This is a genomic window from Dyella mobilis (genome assembly GCF_016904945.1).
Classification (GTDB): Bacteria; Pseudomonadota; Gammaproteobacteria; order Xanthomonadales; family Rhodanobacteraceae; genus Dyella_B; species Dyella_B mobilis.
In genome coordinates, this window is record NZ_JADIKF010000035.1 from 192,527 (window position 1) to 211,456 (window position 18,930).

Annotated in this window: 6 protein-coding genes; 2 read left to right on the top strand and 4 right to left on the bottom strand. The window is 63.4% G+C overall.

What is annotated here, in order from left to right:
• The first annotated feature begins 402 nt into the window (after positions 1 to 402).
• Positions 403 to 10,059 (top strand): autotransporter-associated beta strand repeat-containing protein, encoded by a 9,657-nt coding sequence (locus ISS99_RS04815; protein ID WP_204630450.1) that lies wholly within the window; start codon positions 403 to 405, stop codon positions 10,057 to 10,059.
• Positions 10,060 to 10,170: 111 nt separating this feature from the next.
• Here the strand turns inward: ISS99_RS04815 and galA are convergent, their stop codons facing one another.
• Together galA and ISS99_RS04825 are read right to left on the bottom strand one after the other, a co-directional pair.
• Positions 10,171 to 12,735, bottom strand: coding sequence for a beta-galactosidase GalA (gene galA, locus ISS99_RS04820; RefSeq protein WP_204630451.1), 2,565 nt, complete (start codon positions 12,733 to 12,735; stop codon positions 10,171 to 10,173).
• Between the two features lie 221 nt (positions 12,736 to 12,956).
• Positions 12,957 to 13,295: a DUF3247 family protein gene (locus tag ISS99_RS04825; protein ID WP_204630452.1), complete on the bottom strand. Its 339-nt coding sequence runs from the start codon at positions 13,293 to 13,295 to the stop codon at positions 12,957 to 12,959.
• 308 nt (positions 13,296 to 13,603) lie between these two features.
• Here ISS99_RS04825 and treF point away from each other — a divergent pair, with 308 nt between their 5' ends.
• Entirely contained in the window at positions 13,604 to 15,202 is a 1,599-nt protein-coding gene (gene treF / locus ISS99_RS04830) for an alpha,alpha-trehalase TreF (RefSeq protein ID WP_284343813.1), read from the top strand.
• 270 nt (positions 15,203 to 15,472) lie between these two features.
• Here the strand turns inward: treF and ISS99_RS04835 are convergent, their stop codons facing one another.
• Both ISS99_RS04835 and ISS99_RS04840 read right to left on the bottom strand, forming a co-directional pair.
• Positions 15,473 to 16,339 carry an alpha/beta fold hydrolase gene (locus ISS99_RS04835; RefSeq protein ID WP_204630454.1) on the bottom strand — a complete coding sequence of 289 codons (867 nt, stop codon included), beginning with the start codon at positions 16,337 to 16,339 and terminating at the stop codon, positions 15,473 to 15,475.
• A 37-nt stretch (positions 16,340 to 16,376) separates the two neighbouring features.
• A complete protein-coding gene (locus ISS99_RS04840; RefSeq protein WP_204630455.1) occupies positions 16,377 to 18,920 on the bottom strand; it encodes a mechanosensitive ion channel family protein in 2,544 nt (847 codons plus the stop codon).
• Between the last annotated feature and the right edge of the window lie 10 nt (positions 18,921 to 18,930).

Sequence of the window (18,930 nt, forward strand, 5' to 3'; positions counted from 1 at the left end):
CTGTGCCTGGCTGCGCTCGCGGATCGTGATCGGGCAAACTTCCATCGCAAATGTTAATCGCAGCGCGGGTGCAACCAGCCACCCGCCGCGGCGTCTTCCACAAGCACACCATTGACACTTTAAATTGCCGCAAGCAGGCGTATGAAAGGCGCCGTTGTGCAATGATAGTCAGCAGCCCCTCCACGACGAGTAACGCTTTCCGCCAGGGGCCTGGTTTTGCATAGCAACAGGGGACAACGGGGATAACGGGGAGCAAGCAGCTCCTATGCACTTGGACGCATCGGCGTTTTCCAGGCGGTTTCGTGCTGGCCGATGTTCGTGCACCCGTTTTTCGCGTTGCTTTTGAGAAAAACACAGGGCCGGCCGCAATGACCGCTTTGCCCATTGAGACAAGAGGCTGTTATGTATCAGGGTGGCTTGCACGGCGTTCGTAAAAATCGTCTGGCGAAAGGCATTTTTCTCGCCCTCGCTCCATCGATCGTTTTTGCCCTGACCACCGGCAACGCCCTGGCCCAGTGCACTACCTCGGGCTCGACGATCACCTGCGCCTCCGGCTCCATTACGAACTCCTTTACCAGCAGCATCAACGGGGTCACCGTCAACGTGCAAAACGGGGCGGTACTCAGCGTGCTATCCAGCGCCACGACCCCTGCCCTTACGCTCAGTGGCACCGGCATCAACCTGGACAACCACGGCAAGATCGATCCGTCCATCGACGGCGGCCTGAGCAACTACGAAACGGGCGCCGCGCTCGGCAACGGCAGCGCCTCCAATATCTCCATTACCAACGAGTCCGACGGCTTCATCGACGGCGTGATGAATCTCGCCAATTTGATGAACTTTGGCGGACAGGCACTGATCGTGAACAATGCCGGTTCATCGGTGTTGTACAACAACGGCAACATCGGCATGGATATCTTTGGCGTCGGCACCAGCACCGCCGCCGATGCGCCGGCCATCGTCGCCTACGGCGGCGGCCAGATGAACATCAACAACAGCGGCACGATTACCGGCCGCATCGGGTTTCTCGGTTCGACCGTCGCAGGCTTCGGCAACAACTTCATCAACTCCGGCACCGTCAACGGCAGTATTTACCTGGGCAACTCGATCAGCGGCAATACGTTCGAGGCTATCTCCGGATCGAGTGTGAACAGTGCCGGCATCGCCACCGCAAGCACCATGCCCGTCGGCACGTCGACGGTCAATTTTGCCGCCGCTGGCGTGGTGGATGCGGGTACCGGCAGCGGCAACACGCTGATATTGCAAAATTCCACCGTCGGCACAGGATCGGGCACGGGCGGCCCGGTGACTACTCTCAGCGCCAGCGAATACCTGCATTTTCAACTGCTCACCGTCAACAGCGGCACGTGGAATCTGCAAGGCAACCTGGTCAGCGGCAGCGCGACGATCAATGACGGCCTCGCCGGCTTCAACACTGCCGGCGTATTTGGCAGTGGCGCGCTGACGGTCAACGGCGGCGGCATCCAGGCATCGACTGCCGGCTTGTCGCTGGCGAACAACATTACGCTCAACGGCGGTCTTGACCTGGAAGGCACCAATTCCTTCGGCTTGAATGGCGCGATCAGCGGCAGTGGCTCGTTGACCCTCGACGATATCGCGCCGATCACGCTGGGCGCGGCCAATTCGTTCACCGGCGGCGTCAACGTCGATACAGGCGGCCTGGTGCTCGGCCAGGCGACTTCACTGGGTACCGGCACGTTGTCGGTGAATGGAAGCGCCTCGCTGAACACGACGAGCAGCTTGACGCTGGCCAATAACATCACGATCAACACCGGCACGCTTTCCCTGTCCGGCAGCAACCCGCTTACGCTCAGCGGCTTTTTGTCCGGTGTCGGCAGCTTGAGCTGGAACGGCAGCGGTACGCTTACGTTCGACGGCCCGGACAGCCTCAGCGGAGCGTTATTGGTCAATAGCGGCACGCTGGCGGTCGACACGGGCGGTTCGCTTTCGCCGACGGGCGCAGTCACCCTCGCCACCGGAAGCACGCTGGATATATCGCTGGGCGGCAATCAGAGCATCGGCTCGCTGGCTGGCGCTGGCGGTACGGTAAACCTTGGGGCGCACACGCTCACGCTCAACGGTCTCGGCGATACCCTGTTCAACGGCACCTTCAGCGGAACCGGCGGCCTGGTCAAGCTCGGCTCCGGCATCCAGACCATGGGTGGCGCCAGTGCGTTCAGCGGCGGCGTGGCGCTGGATGCGGGCGAGCTTCTGCTTGGCAACAACGCTTCGCTGGGCTCCGGCACCTTGAGCGTCGGCGGCGCGGTGAAGCTGGATGGAACGTCGGCATTGGCGCTCGCCAACAATGTGTCGCTGGGCACCGGCGATACCCTGGATCTGCTCGGCGGGCAAGCGCTCACCTTCAACGGCACGATTTCCGGCACCGGCAGCCTGATCAAGGACGGCGCATCGTCGCTTACCTTGAACGGCGCCAATACTTTTGGCGGCGGCATCACGCTCAACGGCGGCACCCTGACGATGGGCACTCCCGGCGCACTGGGCACCGGCATCTTGAACGTGGCCGGTAATGCAAGCCTGACCGGATCGGCGGTGCTCAGCCTCAGCAACAACATCAACCTCTCTGGCGGCGCCGTACTCACCCTCCCCGGCAGCAACGCGATGACGTTCAACGGGAGCGTATCGGGCATCGGCAGCCTGCTGATGACCGGCGCCACGACGGTGACCTTGAACGGTTCGAATACCTTCATCGGCAACTTGACCATCGACGCGGGCACGGTGGCGATGGGTGCGGCGGGCAGCTTGTCTAGCGGCATCAACGTGGACTTGGCGCCGGGCACGCTGGATCTCAGCGCGGGCGGCAACCAGACCATCGGCGAATTGCTGGGCACAGGCGTCGTCAACCTGGGCAACCACACGCTGACGTTCGGCGACGGCACCAGCCAGGCCTTCGGCGGACTGATCGAAGGCAGTGGCTCGCTGGTGAAAGTTGGCAGCGGTGTCGAGACGTTGAGCGGCTTCAATCTTTTCGGCAGCGGCATCCAGCTGGATGCGGGCGGTTTGCTGCTCGGCAATGACAGTGCCATGGGAACGGGCACGCTGTCGGTCAATGGCGCGGTGAACTTGGATGTCACCGGCGGCTCGTCGCTCACCAATAACATCGCGCTCGGCAACGGCGACAGCCTGGATCTCCTGGGCGGGCAAACACTCTACCTCGACGGTGTGATTTCCGGTGCAGGCAGCCTGATCAAGGGCGGCGCGGCCACGCTCGCCTTGAATGTCGCCAACACGTTCAGCGGCGGTGTCACCCTCGATGCGGGTGGCTTGGTGCTGGGCAATAGCGGCGGGCTGGGCACCGGCGCGTTGAACGTCAATGGCAACGCGACACTGGACGGCACGGTCGCACTGACGCTGAACAACCCGATCAATCTGGCTTTAAGCGTTGCACTGACCCTGCCCGGCGCGCAGAACGTGACGTTCAATGGTCCGATCGCCGGCGCGGGCGGCCTGATCAAGAACGGTGCGTCCACGCTCACCTTGAATGATGCCAATACCTTTTCCGGCGGCCTGACGATCACCGGCGGCAGCTTGCTGCTGGGCAACGATGCTGCGCTGGGTACGGGCACCTTGAGCGTCGGCGGCAGCGTGACGCTGAGCGGTTCGAATGCGTTGACGCTGAGCAATCAGATCATCCTGGGCGCCGGTGAAGTGCTGTCCTTGCCCGCGACGCAGAGCGTCACGCTGAGTGGTGCGATCAGCGGCGGCGGCAGCCTGCTCATGAACGGCCCTGCGACGCTGACGCTGAACGGCGCCGACACGTTCACCGGCGGGCTGACGATCAACGCCGGCACGGTGGCATTGGGTGCCAATGGCAGTCTTGCCCCGATCGGATCGCTCAGCCTGACCGGCCTGGGCGCGACCTTCGATATTTCGGGTGCAGGTAGCAATCAGACCATCGGCGACCTGACGGGTGTCGACGGCTCGGACATCTTGCTGGGCAGCAACACGCTCACCTTCGGCGGCGTCAGCAGTCTCGCGTTCGGTGGCACGATCAGTGGCACGGGCGGGTTGATCAAACAGGGAGCGGGTACCGAAACGTTGACGGGTGTCAACATCTTTACCGGTGGCCTCACGATCTACCAGGGCATTGTGGCCATGGGTGTGGGCGGCGACCTCGCCGGAAACATCAGCGTGAACCTTGCCAACCCCGGCGCGGCGTTCGACATCTCCGCGGCAGGCAGTCAATCCATCGGTTCGTTGAGCGGCGCTACGAGCACCACGGTCGTTCTGGGCGGAAGCTCGCTTACCTTGGGCGGCATCGGTAACGCCACCTTCTACGGCACGATCACCGGCACCGGCGGGCTGATCAAGAACGGATCCGGCACGCAGACCTTGAACGGCGCGAGCTCGTTCAGCGGCGGCACCGCGTTCAACGCGGGCGGCCTGGTGGTCGGCAACAATGGCGCGTTGGGCAGTGGCGCACTGAACGTCAACGGCGCGGTGACGCTCGATGCAAGCGCCAACGGCATCGCGCTCTCCAACAACGTGACGCTTGGCGCCGGCGCAGGGCTTACCGTGCAGGGCAGCAATGCACTCACGCTGAGCGGCGTGATGTCCGGCAGCGGCAGCCTCACCGTGAACAGCTCCTCCACACTCACGCTGACCAACGCCAACACCTTCACCGGCGGCACGTCGATCCTTTCCGGCACCCTGGCGCTGGGTGTCGGCGGCAGCCTGTCCTCGACGGGTGCAGTGAACCTGAGCGGCAGCGGCACGCTGGATATTTCCGCCGGCAACAACCAGACCATCGGCTCGTTGGGCGGCGCCTCCGGCAACGTCAATCTCGGCGGCAACACGCTCACGCTCAATGGCGTAGGCAATACCGATTTCGGCGGCGTGATCAGCGGCGCTGGCGGCTTGATCAAGAACGGCGCCGGCGTGCAGACGCTGGATGGCGCCAACACGTTTGGCGGCGGCGTGGCGCTCAATGCCGGCGGCCTGATCGTCGGCAACGACAGCGCGCTCGGCACCGGTGTATTGACCCTCGGCGGCAATGCCACGCTGGATTCGGATACCGCCGTCACGCTCAACAACAACGTCACCCTCAATGACGTGCTGACGGTCGAAGGCAGCAATGCGCTGACCTTGAACGGCGTGCTGTCGGGCACCGGCAGCCTGGTCAAGGACGGCTCGGCGATACTGACCTTGAACGGCGCGAACACCTACACCGGCGGTACCTTCATCAACTCGGGCACGCTGGCGCTGGGTGCGAACGCCAGCCTGGTGAGCACAGGCACGGTCAACGTCGCCATCGGCGCCACGCTGGATCTTTCCGCGGGCAACGGGACGCAAAGCGTCGGCACCTTGACCGGCGGCGGCGCGGTGAATCTGGGTGCGGACAACATTGTGGTCGGCGGCCCGACCATCGGGGTGTTCAGCGGATCGATCGCTGGTACCGGCGGATTGATCAAGCAGGGCATCGGCACTGAATACTTGACCGGCAACAACACCTACACCGGCGGCACCACGATCGACGCGGGCACGCTGGCGATCGGCGGAACCGGCAGCCTGTCGTCCAGCGGCGCGGTGACGCTCGCCGCAGCCGGCACGGGCTTCGATATCTCCTTGGGCAATAGCCAGACCATCGGTGCATTGAATGGCGTGGCTGGCAGCACCGTCACCCTGGGCAGCAAAGCGTTGACCTTGAATGTCACCGGCACCGGCAGCTTCAGCGGCGCGATCGTCAACACCGGCAGCGTGATCAAGAACGGCGCCGGCGTGCAGACCCTGAATGGCGCCAGCACATTCAGCGGCGGCACGGTGCTCAATGCGGGTGGATTGATCCTTGGCAACAACAATGCGCTGGGCACCGGCGCGATGAGCGTGAACGGTGCGGCGACATTGGATGCCGATACCGCGATCAACGTTGCAAACGGCATCGTGCTCAACGGCAACGCCGGACTGACGGTGCTGGGCTCCAATGCGATGACGCTGGCTGGCGTGATCACCGGCACCGGCAGCCTGAGCAAAGCCGGCGCGGCCACGCTCACCCTCACCGGTGCAGACAGCTTCACCGGCGGCACCACGATCACCGATGGCACGTTGGCGATCGGCAATGGCGGCAGTCTTGCCTCCACGGGCGCGGTCACCTTGAGCGGTCCGGGGACGCTGGATATTTCCGCTGCTGGCAGCAACCAGAGCATCGGTTCGCTGGCGGGCACCACCGGCAACGTCACGCTCGGCGGCAACACGCTGACCTTGAACGGTGTGGGCAACACCAGCTTCGGCGGCACGATCAGCGGTTCGGGCGGCATCATCAAGAACGGCAGCGGCGTGCAGACGCTCGGCGGTGCGAATACGTTCGGTGGCGGCGTCGCGCTCAACGCCGGCGGACTGGTGGTCGGCAACGCTGCGGCGCTGGGTACGGGTGCATTGAATGTCGGCGGCGCGGTCACGCTCGATACAAACACTGCAGTAACGCTTGCAAACAATGTGAACCTCGGCGCGGGCGATTCGCTGGATGTGCTGGGCAGCCAGACCTTGACCTTGGCCGGCACGATCGCCGGCGCCGGCAGCCTGAGCAAGGACGGCAGCGCAACGCTGACCCTGAGCGGCGCGAACACCTATACCGGCGGCACGAGCATCAACGCGGGCACGCTGGCGCTTGGCACCGGCGGCAGTCTTGCAGCCACCGGCGCGGTGGTGTTGGGCAGCGGCGCCACCTTGGATATTTCCGCCGCGAGCAGCAACCAAACCATCGGCGCGCTGTCGGGCACCGGCGGCTCGATCAACCTCGGCGCCAACTCACTCGGTTTCGGCGACGCAAGCAATCAGACTTTCGGCGGCACCATCAGCGGCTCGGGCGGGCTGGTCAAGAATGGCAGCGGCATCCAGACCCTGAGCGGCAACGACACATTCACCGCCGGCACCACGCTCAATGCCGGCGGACTGGTGCTCGGCAATGACAACGCCTTGGGCACCGGCGCACTGACGGTGACGGCAAATGCGTCGCTCGACGGCACCACGACGTTGAATCTGTCCAACGACGTGAGCCTCAATGCGGGAGCCACACTCACGCTGCCCGGTGCAGGCGGCTCGGTGACGCTCGGCGGCACAATCTCCGGCGCGGGCAGCCTGGTCGAGGATGGCAGCATCACGTTGAGCTTGAACGGCAACAACAGCTTCAGCGGTGGCATCACGGCCAACGGCGGCGCACTGCAATTGGACAACAGCAGCGGCCTGGGCAGTGGCACCTTGACCGTGAATGCGGCGGTATCGCTAGTTCCGAGCACGGCAGCCAACCTGGCCAATGACGTGGCCTTGAATACGAACGCTACGCTGACGCTTTCCGCAAACGGCGGCAACGTCGGCTTGAGCGGCGTTATTTCCGGTGCGGGCAGCCTTGCGATAAACGGTGCGTCGGTAGTGACGCTCAGCGGCGCCAACACCTACGGCGGCGGCACGACACTACAAGGCGGCAACCTGCAACTGGGCAGCGGCCAGGCCCTGGGTACGGGGGCGCTGGCGGTGACGACGGCCGCGACGCTCGGTGCAACGGCGCCGGTAAGCATTGCGAACAACGTCACATTGAACGCCACACTGACCGAAGCAGGCAGTCAGCCATTGACGTTGAACGGCGCGATATCCGGCAGCGGCAGCCTCGTGAAGAACGGCGGCGATACGTTGACGTTGAACGGTTCCAACAGCTTCACCGGTGGCACGACGATCAACGGCGGCAGCCTGGTGGTCGGCAACGACAGTGCGCTGGGTACGGGCGCCTTGTCGATCAATGGCGCGGCCTTGCAGGCCGACACCACGACGACGCTGGCCAACAGCGTCAGCGTGGGTGCGAACGGCGTAACGCTGCAAGGCACCCAAGCGCTCAGCTTGAACGGCAGCCTCTCCGGCAGCGGTATCGTCACCAAGCAAGGCAGCGGCACCGCCACGCTGGGTGGTTCGCTGGCCGGCTTCGGCGGCGGCCTCGCGGTCGATGGCGGCATCTTGAATGCGACATCGGCGTATGCCGGCAACGTGACCGTCGGCGCGGGCGCGACCGTCAATTTCAATGGCGCCAACAGCAACGTCACGGTGAACGGCCCGATGGCCGGCAACCTCAATGTGACGACCGGCAGCAACGTGAATATCAGCTACGCCAATCTCGCCGACATAACGGGCACGGTAGCCGACCCGGGCGGCGGCACCTCGATCACGATCACCGGCAACGGCACTGGCACCTTGCCGGCGTCTTCGTTCGTGAGCATCGACGATCTCGACGTTGCGGCAGGCACGCTGACGATTGCGCAAGGCGCCACCGCCACCTTCACCGGCGGCACGAATATCGGCGCCGCCAATCTGGTGGTGAACGGCAACCTGGTCGGCCCGGCAACGATCGCCGGCAGCGGCGCCTTGATCGGCGGCGGCAGCATTTCCGGCACGGTGACGATGCAAGGCACGCTGGCGCCAAGCGGCATCAACGGCGCCGGCGGCGCGGCGGCAGGCAGCGGCGCGCCCGGCACGACACTGACCGTGGGCGGACTGGTCAGCGATGCGGGATCGACCACGCAGATTCGCGCCAATAGCAGCGGCATCAGCGATCACATCCTGGTGAACGGCGCGGCCACACTCGGCGGCGTGCTGGTAGTGCAACCCTCGGCTGGCACTTATGCGGCCAGCACGACCTACACCATCATCAACGCAAACGGCGGCGTGACCGGCAACTATTCCGCGCTGTCGCAAACGGTGCTGCCGTTCCTCAACACCAGCGTGAAAACGCAGGGCGATACGGTTCTGCTGACCTTGTCGCAACCGAGTTCGACATCCGGTGGCAGTACGGGCAATACCGGTGGCGGTAGCAGCAACAGCGGCAGTGGTACCGGCGTACCGTTCAATCAATACCCGGGGCTTAACGCCAATCAATTCAGCATGGCGACGGCGCTGCAAACCATCGCCACCAGCTCCCCGAACCTCTCGACCTTGCTCAGCTACGCACGCGGCCTGACGGCAACCCAGGTCGTTCCCGCGTTCGACAGCCTGAGCGGTGAAATCTATGCGTCCGCGCCACAGGCGGCATTGGCCGGGCAAACCCAGTATCTGAACACGGTGTTGTACCGCCTGATGCTGGCGCGCGACTCGGGCGAGCAAAGTGCCGGCGCCTGGGCGGAGCCTTATATCGATTCGGCCCGCTTCAACGGCACCTTCAACACGGACCAGACCGATTACCGCGTGCATGGCCTGATCGTCGGCGTGGATGCGCCGGTCGACTCCTACTTCCGCATCGGCGCCAATGGCAATTTCGCCACCTCGCAAACCTTGCTGAGCCAGCCGGACGATCAGATCAACACGCATCAATATTCGGCCGGCCTGCATGCGTCGTTCGACAACACCGAACAGTGGTGGGCCGATACGGTCCTTTCCTATAGCTGGCTGCATGCAAGCAGCACGCGGCAGATCGAGGTGGGGAATTACCGGCCCATTGCGGATGCACGCTACGACGGCACCGCGATCAATGGCGCCATGGAAGGCGGCTATCGCATCCGTTTCGATCAGTGGCGCCTCGAGCCGTTCTTCGGCGTCTACTACACGCGGGTCAGCTACGACGGTTTCAACGAGCAAGGTGCCGGCGATGCCGATCTGAGCGTCGGTGGCAGCCGCGCGCACAATTTCCAGTATGGCCCAGGTGCGCGCTTCATCGGCGACTTCGTCAAAAACCCCAATGGCACGCAGTTCCATCCGGTGCTGGTGGTGCGTTACCTGCATGGATCGAGCGATCAGGCCACCACGCTCAACGCCGCGTTCGAGGGCGCTCCCGACGCAGGCTTCAGCGTGGGTGGCATGCAGCCTGCGCGCAACCATTGGCAGGCGGCGCTGGGCGCGAGCTTCGACCTTACGCCGCAAGCCAGCCTGTTTGCCTATTACAGCGTCGACACGGCGACCCATGCGACCAGCAACGCCGCGAACCTCGGGTTCCGCTGGTCCTTTGACAAGCCGTCGGCAAGCGAAACCTTGGGCGAAGCAGCTCAACATCTGCCCGCCCCTGCGCTGGCGTCGTCAATTCAGCCGTCGACGCAACCGGTGCGATAAGTCCGCGAAACGTTGCACACCTTGCGCCAAAGAAGCGTTCTTACACCTTCTGCGGCAGTTGATACCACTCACCACGCGGGCCGGCCCCTGCAAGGGTCGGCCCGTCGGCCGTCACACGGCGCCTTTTGAAGAGACTTCCGCCACGATCGGCCTGGGCGAAACTTTCCTGGTCTTGATCGATAACGAACTCGCACCTATCGAAGACGGTGTCGATTCGTCCCCTACGGCTTCGATGTGAATAACGCCGGCGTCGCGAGTCGATTGCACGATGACTTGCGCCAGTCCATTGAACAACGACCGCTTCGGCGCCTTGTCGCTCTCCTGGCAATTGGGGTCGCCGTTGCCGACGCCGATCAGCTTGCCTGCGCCGGTGATGCGGAACGCAATCGCGTTGTTCGCGGTAGGCACGGGCCGATGGTGCTCGTCCAGAATTTCCACGGTGATTATTGCCACGTCCTGTCCATCGGCGTCGATCTCCGAACGGTCCGCGCTGAGGCGCAGCTTTTGGCCCGCACCAGTGGTCTCGCGCCGCTCGGTCAGCACCGTCTGGCCGTTGCGGCGGCCGCGTGCCTCGATCACGCCGGGCGCGTAAGCCACGTTCCACTGCACGTGGCCAAGGCGAGGCACTTGCTTGATGCCCAGGCTCTTGCCGTTGAGCAGCAGTTCCACCTCGTCGAGGTTGGTGTAGACCCACACGGGAATGTCCTGCCCTTCCCTGCCTTGCCAGTTCCAGTGCGGAAACACGTGGAGACTGGGCGCCTTCGTCCACCAGGCTTTGTAATAGTAGTAATAGTCCTTGGGAAAACCGCAGAGATCGGCGATACCGAATTGCGAGCTGACGGAAGGCCAGCCGTAGGGCGTGGGCTCGCCGCGATAGTCGAAGCCGGTCCAGGCGAATCCGCCGGCCAGCCAGTCGCGAGTGCCGTAGAACGTCCACCACTGCTCGGGCGACTCGCCCCAGGGCACGACGCCGTCGTAGCTGCTGACCGTGTTTTTGCTTTTATCGGTTTTATATTCGCCGCGCGTGGCGATCGCGCTGGAGGTTTCCGAACCGAACACAGCACGTTTGGGATGTTTGGCGTGGAAGGCGTCGGGATAATCCAGGTGATAGTTGAAGCCGATGATGTCGAGCGAGTCGGATACGCCCTGCTCGTTGTTGCCGTTGACCGCGGCCGAGACGACACGGGTGGGATCGAGTGCGTGGCAATGCTCGACCATGGTCGCGGCGATGCGGGCGCCCTCTTTCGCCATGTCGCCTTCCTGCAGCGCCCATTCTTCGTTGCCGATCGACCAGATGATGATCGAGGGGGCGTTGCGATAGCGCTTCACCATCAGTTCGAGCTGATGCAGGCCGCTGGGGTTGGAACTCATCTGGCGGGTTTCGCACATCATCAGCATGCCCATGCGATCGCACGCGGCGACCCATTCCGGGGTAGGCATGTTGTGCGAGGTACGCACGGCGTTGCAGCCCATGCCTTGCAACACCGCGACGCGGAATGACTGCAGCCGGTCGGGCAAGGCCGAGCCGACGCCGGCGTGATCCTGGTGATTGCAGGTGCCCTGGATCTTCAGCGGTTTGCCGTTGAGGAAGAACCCGCGATCGGGATCGAAGAGCGCCGTGCGGATACCGAACGGAACGCTTTCGGCATCGCGTACCGCGTTGTCGACCACGACCTTGACCACGACGGTGTAGAGATGCGGTTCATCGGGCGACCACAGTGCGGGATTGCCGATATCCGCAGCGGCCTGATAGTGGCTCGGCGAACCCGCAGCTATCGATTGTGCGGGCGATGTCGCCTGGGCCACGGTACGGCCACTGGCATCGACGATGGTCCATTCGATCGAAGCCTGGACCGGCTGTTCGCCTTCGTTCTCGACGATCGTGGCGAGGCTCAGCGTGGCTGCCTGGTCTTTGACGACCGAGCGCACCACGCTTTCCCATTTACCCAGGTGCACCGGGTCCATCTTGGTCAACCAGACGTGGCGATAGATGCCGGCGCCTTCGTAAAACCAACCATCGCCGAAACTGGCGTCGACGCGCAGCGCCACCACATTCTTGCCGCCGTAGTTGAGAAAATCGGTAAGGTCGAAACGAAACGGGCTGTAGCCGTCGTCGTGCCGGCCGATGAAGCAGCCGTTGACGAACAACACGATGTCGCGCATCGCGCCGTCGAACTCGATCCAGATGCGCCGCCCGCTATCGCTTGCCGGTATGTCGAACACGCGTCGATACCAGCCCACGCTGGTGGCCGGAAAGCGCCGCCCGAGCGGCTTGTAGCCATGCGAGGTCAAGCGAGTGTCGTCGTCGCCGCTGTCATCGTGCACAAACGGCAGCTCCACCGCCCAGTCGTGCGGCAAGTCGCGCTCGTGCCAGCTGGCATCGTCGAACGCGGGTGTGGCGATTTTGAATGTGCCGGTCTTGGAGAAATCGCTCTGGCCGAAACCGTAGCCAAAATCCTTGCTGGGATCGGCGCCATTACCGAACGCAAAACGCCAGCCGAAATCGAACAGCAACTGCTCGCGCGGTGCGAGCGCTGCGTCCTCGGGCAGCGAAGGAAGCGCTGGCTGCGCTCCGGCCGACAGCATGCTGCCGGCCCACGCGGCGCGCGGCAAAAGACTGGCGCCAAGCAAACCGGCTCCAGAAATGACGAAGGTACGGCGAGTGATATCAACCATGAGGGCGGGCGGCCTTTTTTTGGCATTTGGGTAAAAGCGTAGTGTCACCCGCAGCGTACCGCCTCGCCATTTAGACGGAGCAAAATCCCGTTCGTACGTGAAAATCGCGTGTTCTTGCGCCAGCGATGGGGACGAAGCCGAGCGAGGCCTGGGGCGCCGATCCACGCGATGCTCCGCCTACCATCCTGGCGCAGCGGCCGGCCAGCGCAGCACGATGCGAACTACGCCTTGCTCGAACCCATTCGCACCGAATCGAGGTGGCTCACCGCTTCGATATCGCTCAGCCACACCAGCGCGCTCTGACCCGGATCGCGCGTATCGATCAGTTTTACCACGCCATTGATGCCCTCCTGTCCTTGCGGGTCACGGAATACCTGGACATTGGGCGTCACCGCGACAATACCTTCCACGGTGCCGTGATTTTCAAGCCGGACGGAGACACGCGCATTGACTGCGAGTTCCTCCACCCATTTTTCCAGGCGACGAATATCTTCGGCATGCACACAAACACGATTGGCGATTTGTCCCATGGCGGCCTTCCTGTTGCTGACGATGGTCATCGACGGCCGGCGCCGATAACGGCGAATAAAGTGCGATTGCCAGTCGCGGAATTACGGAACTGCGGTAAAAACGCACGAAACACATCTCTCTCCCTGGTGTCACGAAAATTTCCAATCATCCATGACACGACGCAGGTTAACGACGCGTGGTCGAATCATGACTGTCGAATGCGCCACGAGGAGCATCCGCGGTTCGCTTCATCGTTCGGTCATTCACCCTCGCCACACAAAATCGCTTTTGGCGTGCGTTAACATCTAAAGGGCGACGTATCGTCGATGCAGGTGCAATGGTTCAGGAGGATGAATTGGTGAGCTCTGAAGACACAGCAGCCACGGTGAATGCCGATCGGGAAGCGCGCAGCCCCCATGTGCCAACACCGGCCGATTGCTACCAGGAACTCTTCGAAGCCGTGCAACTCAGCCGTGTCTTTCCGGACAGCAAGACGTTTGTCGACTGCGCTCCAAAACACGAACCCGGCCAGATCCTCGATGAATACCGCCATCAATGCGGCAAGGCAGGATTCTGCCTTTCCAAGTTCGTGCGCGCTCACTTCGACGAGATAACGATCCACGCCAGCCATTATGTATCCGTGCCGGGACAACCCTTGCGCGAACACATCGACGGGCTGTGGGACACCTTGACGCGGCAGCCGCACAAGCATCCGCCGTACTCTTCGCTGCTGACGCTTCCAAACGACTATGTCGTGCCGGGCGGCCGCTTTGCGGAGCTGTATTACTGGGATTCCTATTTCGCCATGCTCGGCCTCTTCGAAGGCGGCCGGCACGACCTGCTGACATCGATGGCTGGCAACTTCGCCTACCTGATCGACACCTACGGCCACATTCCGAACGGGAATCGGTCCTACTACCTTAGCCGTTCGCAGCCGCCGGTTTTCGCGCTGATGATCGAACTGTTCGAGAAGCACGAAGTATGCGAAGCCATCCGCTACTTGCCGCAGCTGTGCAAGGAATACGCGTGGTGGATGGATGGCGCCGAGGAGCTCGAACCCGGCCATGCCTTCCGCAGCGTCGTGCGGCTGGATGACGGCAGCCTGCTCAATCGCTATTGGGACGATCGCGATACGCCGCGCGAGGAATCGCATCTGGAAGACGTACTCACCGCCAAGGGAGCCCCCCATCGTCCGCCCACTGAGGTTTACCGCGACCTGCGTGCAGCCGCGGCTTCCGGCTGGGATTTCAGTTCGCGCTGGTGCGACGACGGCGGCCTGCCCACCATTCGAACCACGTCGATCATCCCTGTCGACCTCAATAGCCTATTGTGGAAGCTGGAACAGCAGATCGCCTTTCTCAGCCGGCGTGCCGGACTATCGGAACAGGCTGCGCTGTTCGAGCGTCGCCATCAGGCCCGCCACGAAGCCATCGACCGCGTGTTGTGGAATGAGCAGACCGGCGCTTACCTGGACTATGACTGGCAGCGCAGGGCCCCGCGCGTCGCACTGAATGCCGCCACAGCGACTCCCTTGTATGTGCAACACGCGAGCAAGCAACAGGCGCTGCGCGTCAGCCATGCCCTGCGCGAGCGGCTGCTGCGCGGCGGCGGCATCGATACCACTGAAGTGCAAAGCGGACAGCAATGGGACAAGCCCAATGGCTTTGCCCCCTTGCAATGGCTATGCATCGGCGGACTGCGACGTTATGGTTACATCGATCTGTCCGAGGACATCGCACACCGCTGGCTGTGCACGGTCAGCAGCCTCTACCAGCGCGAGAGCAAGCTGGTGGAGAAATATGTCCTGGATCTGCTGCCCGACGGCGCCGTTGGCGGTGGCGGCGGCGAGTATCCGCTGCAGGATGGTTTTGGCTGGACCAATGGCGTGACGCGCAGGCTTTTGCACGAACGCCCCAGGCACCATGCCAATCACGCGCGGGCTGCATCGGCATCTTGACCCCCTCCTCCGCTTGCAGAGGAAGGGCAACCAGAACTCATCTTGCGCGCCGCCTCGACCCCTTCCGCTCCGGCAAAAAGATAAGCATTCTCTTCCCGTGCATAGAGGTCGGTTTCTCCCCTGGCGAGTGGCGGCGCGACTATTCCCTGCACTGCCTCGCGACGCAGGTAGACACTCCACTGTCCGCGCCAGCGCGCAGCACCGCATCCGCGAATCGCCACTGCCGTTACCGTCACCCACAGATCGTTGACGGGAATGCTGCGCATCACATTACGCCGTCGCGGCCGGCAAGGTAACGGTTGGCGGTGTTCGCACCAGCTCCAGCAGGTTCGCGCTGAGTTGCTCCGCGTGCGTGGCGAACAATCCGTGAGGCGCGTCCTGGTATGCCTCGTAGACGCAGACCGGCAGCATTTGGGCCAGGCGCGCGCCGGTGGCGGCGATCGGGGCGATGCGATCGCCGGTACCGTGCACGACCAGGGTCGGCACGTGGATGTTTTGCAATTCGCTGGTGAAGTCGGCCTCCTGGAACAACTGGATGCAGGCCAGCAGGGCTTCGGTCGATGCGTCGTTGATCTGCGACTGAATCCAGCGCTTCTGCGCCTCGCTGACAGTGGACTCGCGATCCCCTTCGAACAGCAGGTCGGTAAAGCGCGACGCAAACTCATACCGGTCGCTGCGGATATCGGCGGCCATGCGCAGAAACACCAGTTCGTCGAGGCCATCGGCGTTGTCCGCCGAACGCCGCAACGACGGCACGATGCTGCTCACCAGGGCCAGCCGGCTCACGCGCTGGCCGAGGTGACGCACCATGTAGCGGACGATTTCACCCACTCCCATGGAAAAGCCCACCAGGGTCACGTCACGCAGATCCAGATGTTGAAGCAAGACGGCAAGATCGTCCGCAAACCGGTTGTAGTCGTAGGAACCCTGCGGCCGGGACGATGCGCCAAACCCGCGCCGGTCATAGGTGATGACGCGGCACCCCTTGTCGAGCAAGGCCGCCCGCTGCTCTTCCCACGTTCCGTGGTCGAATGGCCAGCCATGACTCAGCACCACCGGAAAACCATATCCGGCATCTTCGTAAAAAAGTTCCACGTGTCGATCGAGTGTGTCGACTTCAACGTCCAGCTTGCTCATGGTTTGCTCTCCTGCCTGTGTGCTACTGACTTTTTGCTCAAGAATTGGCGGACTGCCCGGACTCCTCACCCGATGGCGACGGCGGCCGCAAGGCATCAGGCGTCAGTAAAAAGCTGGTGCGCGGATTGGCCAGTTCGATGCTCTTTTCGCGGAATCGCTTGATGATCCGTGCATTGATCTCGCGCTGCACACCCCATCTGCCGTCGTCGGTACATTGCATCTGGCCGATCAGGGTGATCTTGGAGCCGTCCATGGCATCGACGCCCCACACTTCCATGTCTTTCAGGATCAGCTTGCGATAGGCCGAATCGTCGCGCAGCTCCGCGCCGATGCTCTTGAGCTCTTCGATGGCCCGTTCGATGTCGATCTCCTGCGTCACGCTTACGGAAACCGATGCATTGCCAAGCCCGCGATGGGTGTTGTTGACGGTGGTGACGGAACTGAATGGCACCGTGTACAGCGAACCGTCGCCGCCGCGCAGTCGCACGGTGCGCACGGAAAGATTCTCGACCGTGCCCGATACGCCCGCGACGGTAACCCAGTCACCCACCTGCATGGCGTTTTCCATCAACAGGAACATCCCGGTGATGAAATCCTGCACCAGCTTCTGCGAGCCGAAACCGAGCGCGACGCCGACGATGCTCGCGCTGGCCAGCAAGGGCGTGGTGTTGACGCCGATTTCGTTGAGCGCGGTCAACCCCACTACCAGTACCACGCCGATAAACAGGCCGGTGCGCAGCATGGGCAACAACGTACGCAGGCGCGCGGCACGCAGCCTGTCGCCACGTTCGGTCCACAGATCGATGCGGCGCTCGATCGCCACGCTGGAGCCTTCCCAGATCGACACCGCAACAACGGTCGCCACCAGGATAGTCACCGCCGCCGACATCAGGCCGCGGCCGATCGCGCCGCGCGAAAACCAGTCCAGCGCATCCAGGCCCCAAGCCTGAAACAGCGCCAGCAGCGCACAGACGGTAACCGTGACGGAAACCAGGCCCTTGACCAGCGGAAAATAGGTGCGCGTGAGCCGCGCGCGCGCATTCGACGCGCCGTCCTTGGATGCGGCAGGATCGAGGTGAAAAAAGCGCCCCAGCAAGCCCTGCAGCAGGATGGTCGCGACGCGCGACGCGACGACGATGGCCGCCGTCACCACCATGAAGTGGATGAGCTTCGGAAAGCCGTCTTCCACGCCCAGCGCCCAGACCACCCAGGCACCCATGATGAGTACCACCGCCGCAGGAAGCCACGCGCGCGCCAAGCCGTTGCGCAAAGTGGCCAGCGTGCCGGTTGCCCCAGGTGCCGCCGCGATGGCGCGCCGCGCCGGCCGCCGCAAACGAAACACCAGCAGCGCGGCGGCCACGTGTACAAACAATGAGATCAGCTTGATGAAGGCCATGCGCCCTTCCGCCGACACCCCCAGCATCTGCGCCGTGTTGCCGACCGCGATGCCAAACGCAATCAACGCCACGATGCCGCGCCCCCAGTGCTGCAGGATGCGCGCGCTGCCAGCCGTTATCCGCACCACGCGCATGCTGCTGCTCGCCGGCGACAGGAACAACCGGAGCGTAGCCATGACCACGCGCGTGGTGACATAGGCATTCACGAAGCAACCGGTGACGGCATAGACCTGCTGATCGCCGGCCGACAGCCCGTGCAGCACCAGCGCCGACACCAGCAGAAACAAGGCCAGCGGGAGCAGATCCAAAACCCAGGCAAACAGCGCGTGCATCATGCGGCGCAACGCATGCATGTATCTGGCGGGACCCCGGTGGCTCGGCAGCGGGATTTCCTCCGCGGCGGGCTGATCGCTTTGGTCCTGATGGTCGATCGCCGTATCGCTATCGGTATTGCGCTTTCCTACCAGTACCTCCTCCACCCGTTGCACGCCGTTGTGCTGCACGGCAACGAGCGCGACGTCCGCACGCCTGGGTCGCGTACCCGCCGCGGCATCGGCATGCACCGCCTGTGCCGCCTGGCGTCGCCTTTCCTGCTCTGCCCTGTGCGCCGCATCGCGGTCGCGGCGGGCATCCTCCGCGGCAGCCTGCTCTTCGCGCTTGTCCGCGCGCTGGGCGAGCCACTGCAAAGGATGACGAAGCGCTCGGTGCAGTAGCCACTCCGCTGCCAGTCCGGCAACGAAACTCCCCACCAGTGCAGTGGTCGCGTGGAGCAGAAGCTGACGGTGGGTGTCGCTGATGCGCCCCCCAGATCGTGCCAGCAACACGATCAGGCCGAGCAGGACCTTGGTAAGTTCATTGAATTGCGCACCGAGGCCGCTGGCCCAGCGATCGACCTGATGCAGCGTACGCGCAATCAAGCCATTGGCCTGCAACGGTCCTTGCACCGGTTTATTGGCAGTGGGCGGGGCGCTTTTCGCCGCTGCTGCCGTTGCCGCAGCAGGCGATGGACCTTTGACCGCCGGGCCGGCGGCTTGCTCGGGCGCGTACGGCGCGCTTGCTGCCGCAGCGAACGGTGTGTTTGCGCTCGCCGCCACGTCGATCGGCACGTCCACGTGCGCCATCGCCGCTTTCAGCGGCACGAACGCGACGGACAGACACATCAGAATCACGACGGCACGACGCATGCTTGGCGCC

Bases quoted from the DNA above. Each gene is read 5' to 3' on its own strand.
- ISS99_RS04815 (WP_204630450.1), top strand. From the start codon at position 403: ATGTATCAGGGTGGCTTGCACGGCGTTCGTAAAAATCGTCTGGCGAAA.
- galA (WP_204630451.1), bottom strand. From the start codon at position 12,735: ATGGTTGATATCACTCGCCGTACCTTCGTCATTTCTGGAGCCGGTTTG.
- ISS99_RS04825 (WP_204630452.1), bottom strand. From the start codon at position 13,295: ATGACCATCGTCAGCAACAGGAAGGCCGCCATGGGACAAATCGCCAAT.
- ISS99_RS04835 (WP_204630454.1), bottom strand. From the start codon at position 16,339: ATGAGCAAGCTGGACGTTGAAGTCGACACACTCGATCGACACGTGGAA.
- ISS99_RS04840 (WP_204630455.1), bottom strand. From the start codon at position 18,920: ATGCGTCGTGCCGTCGTGATTCTGATGTGTCTGTCCGTCGCGTTCGTG.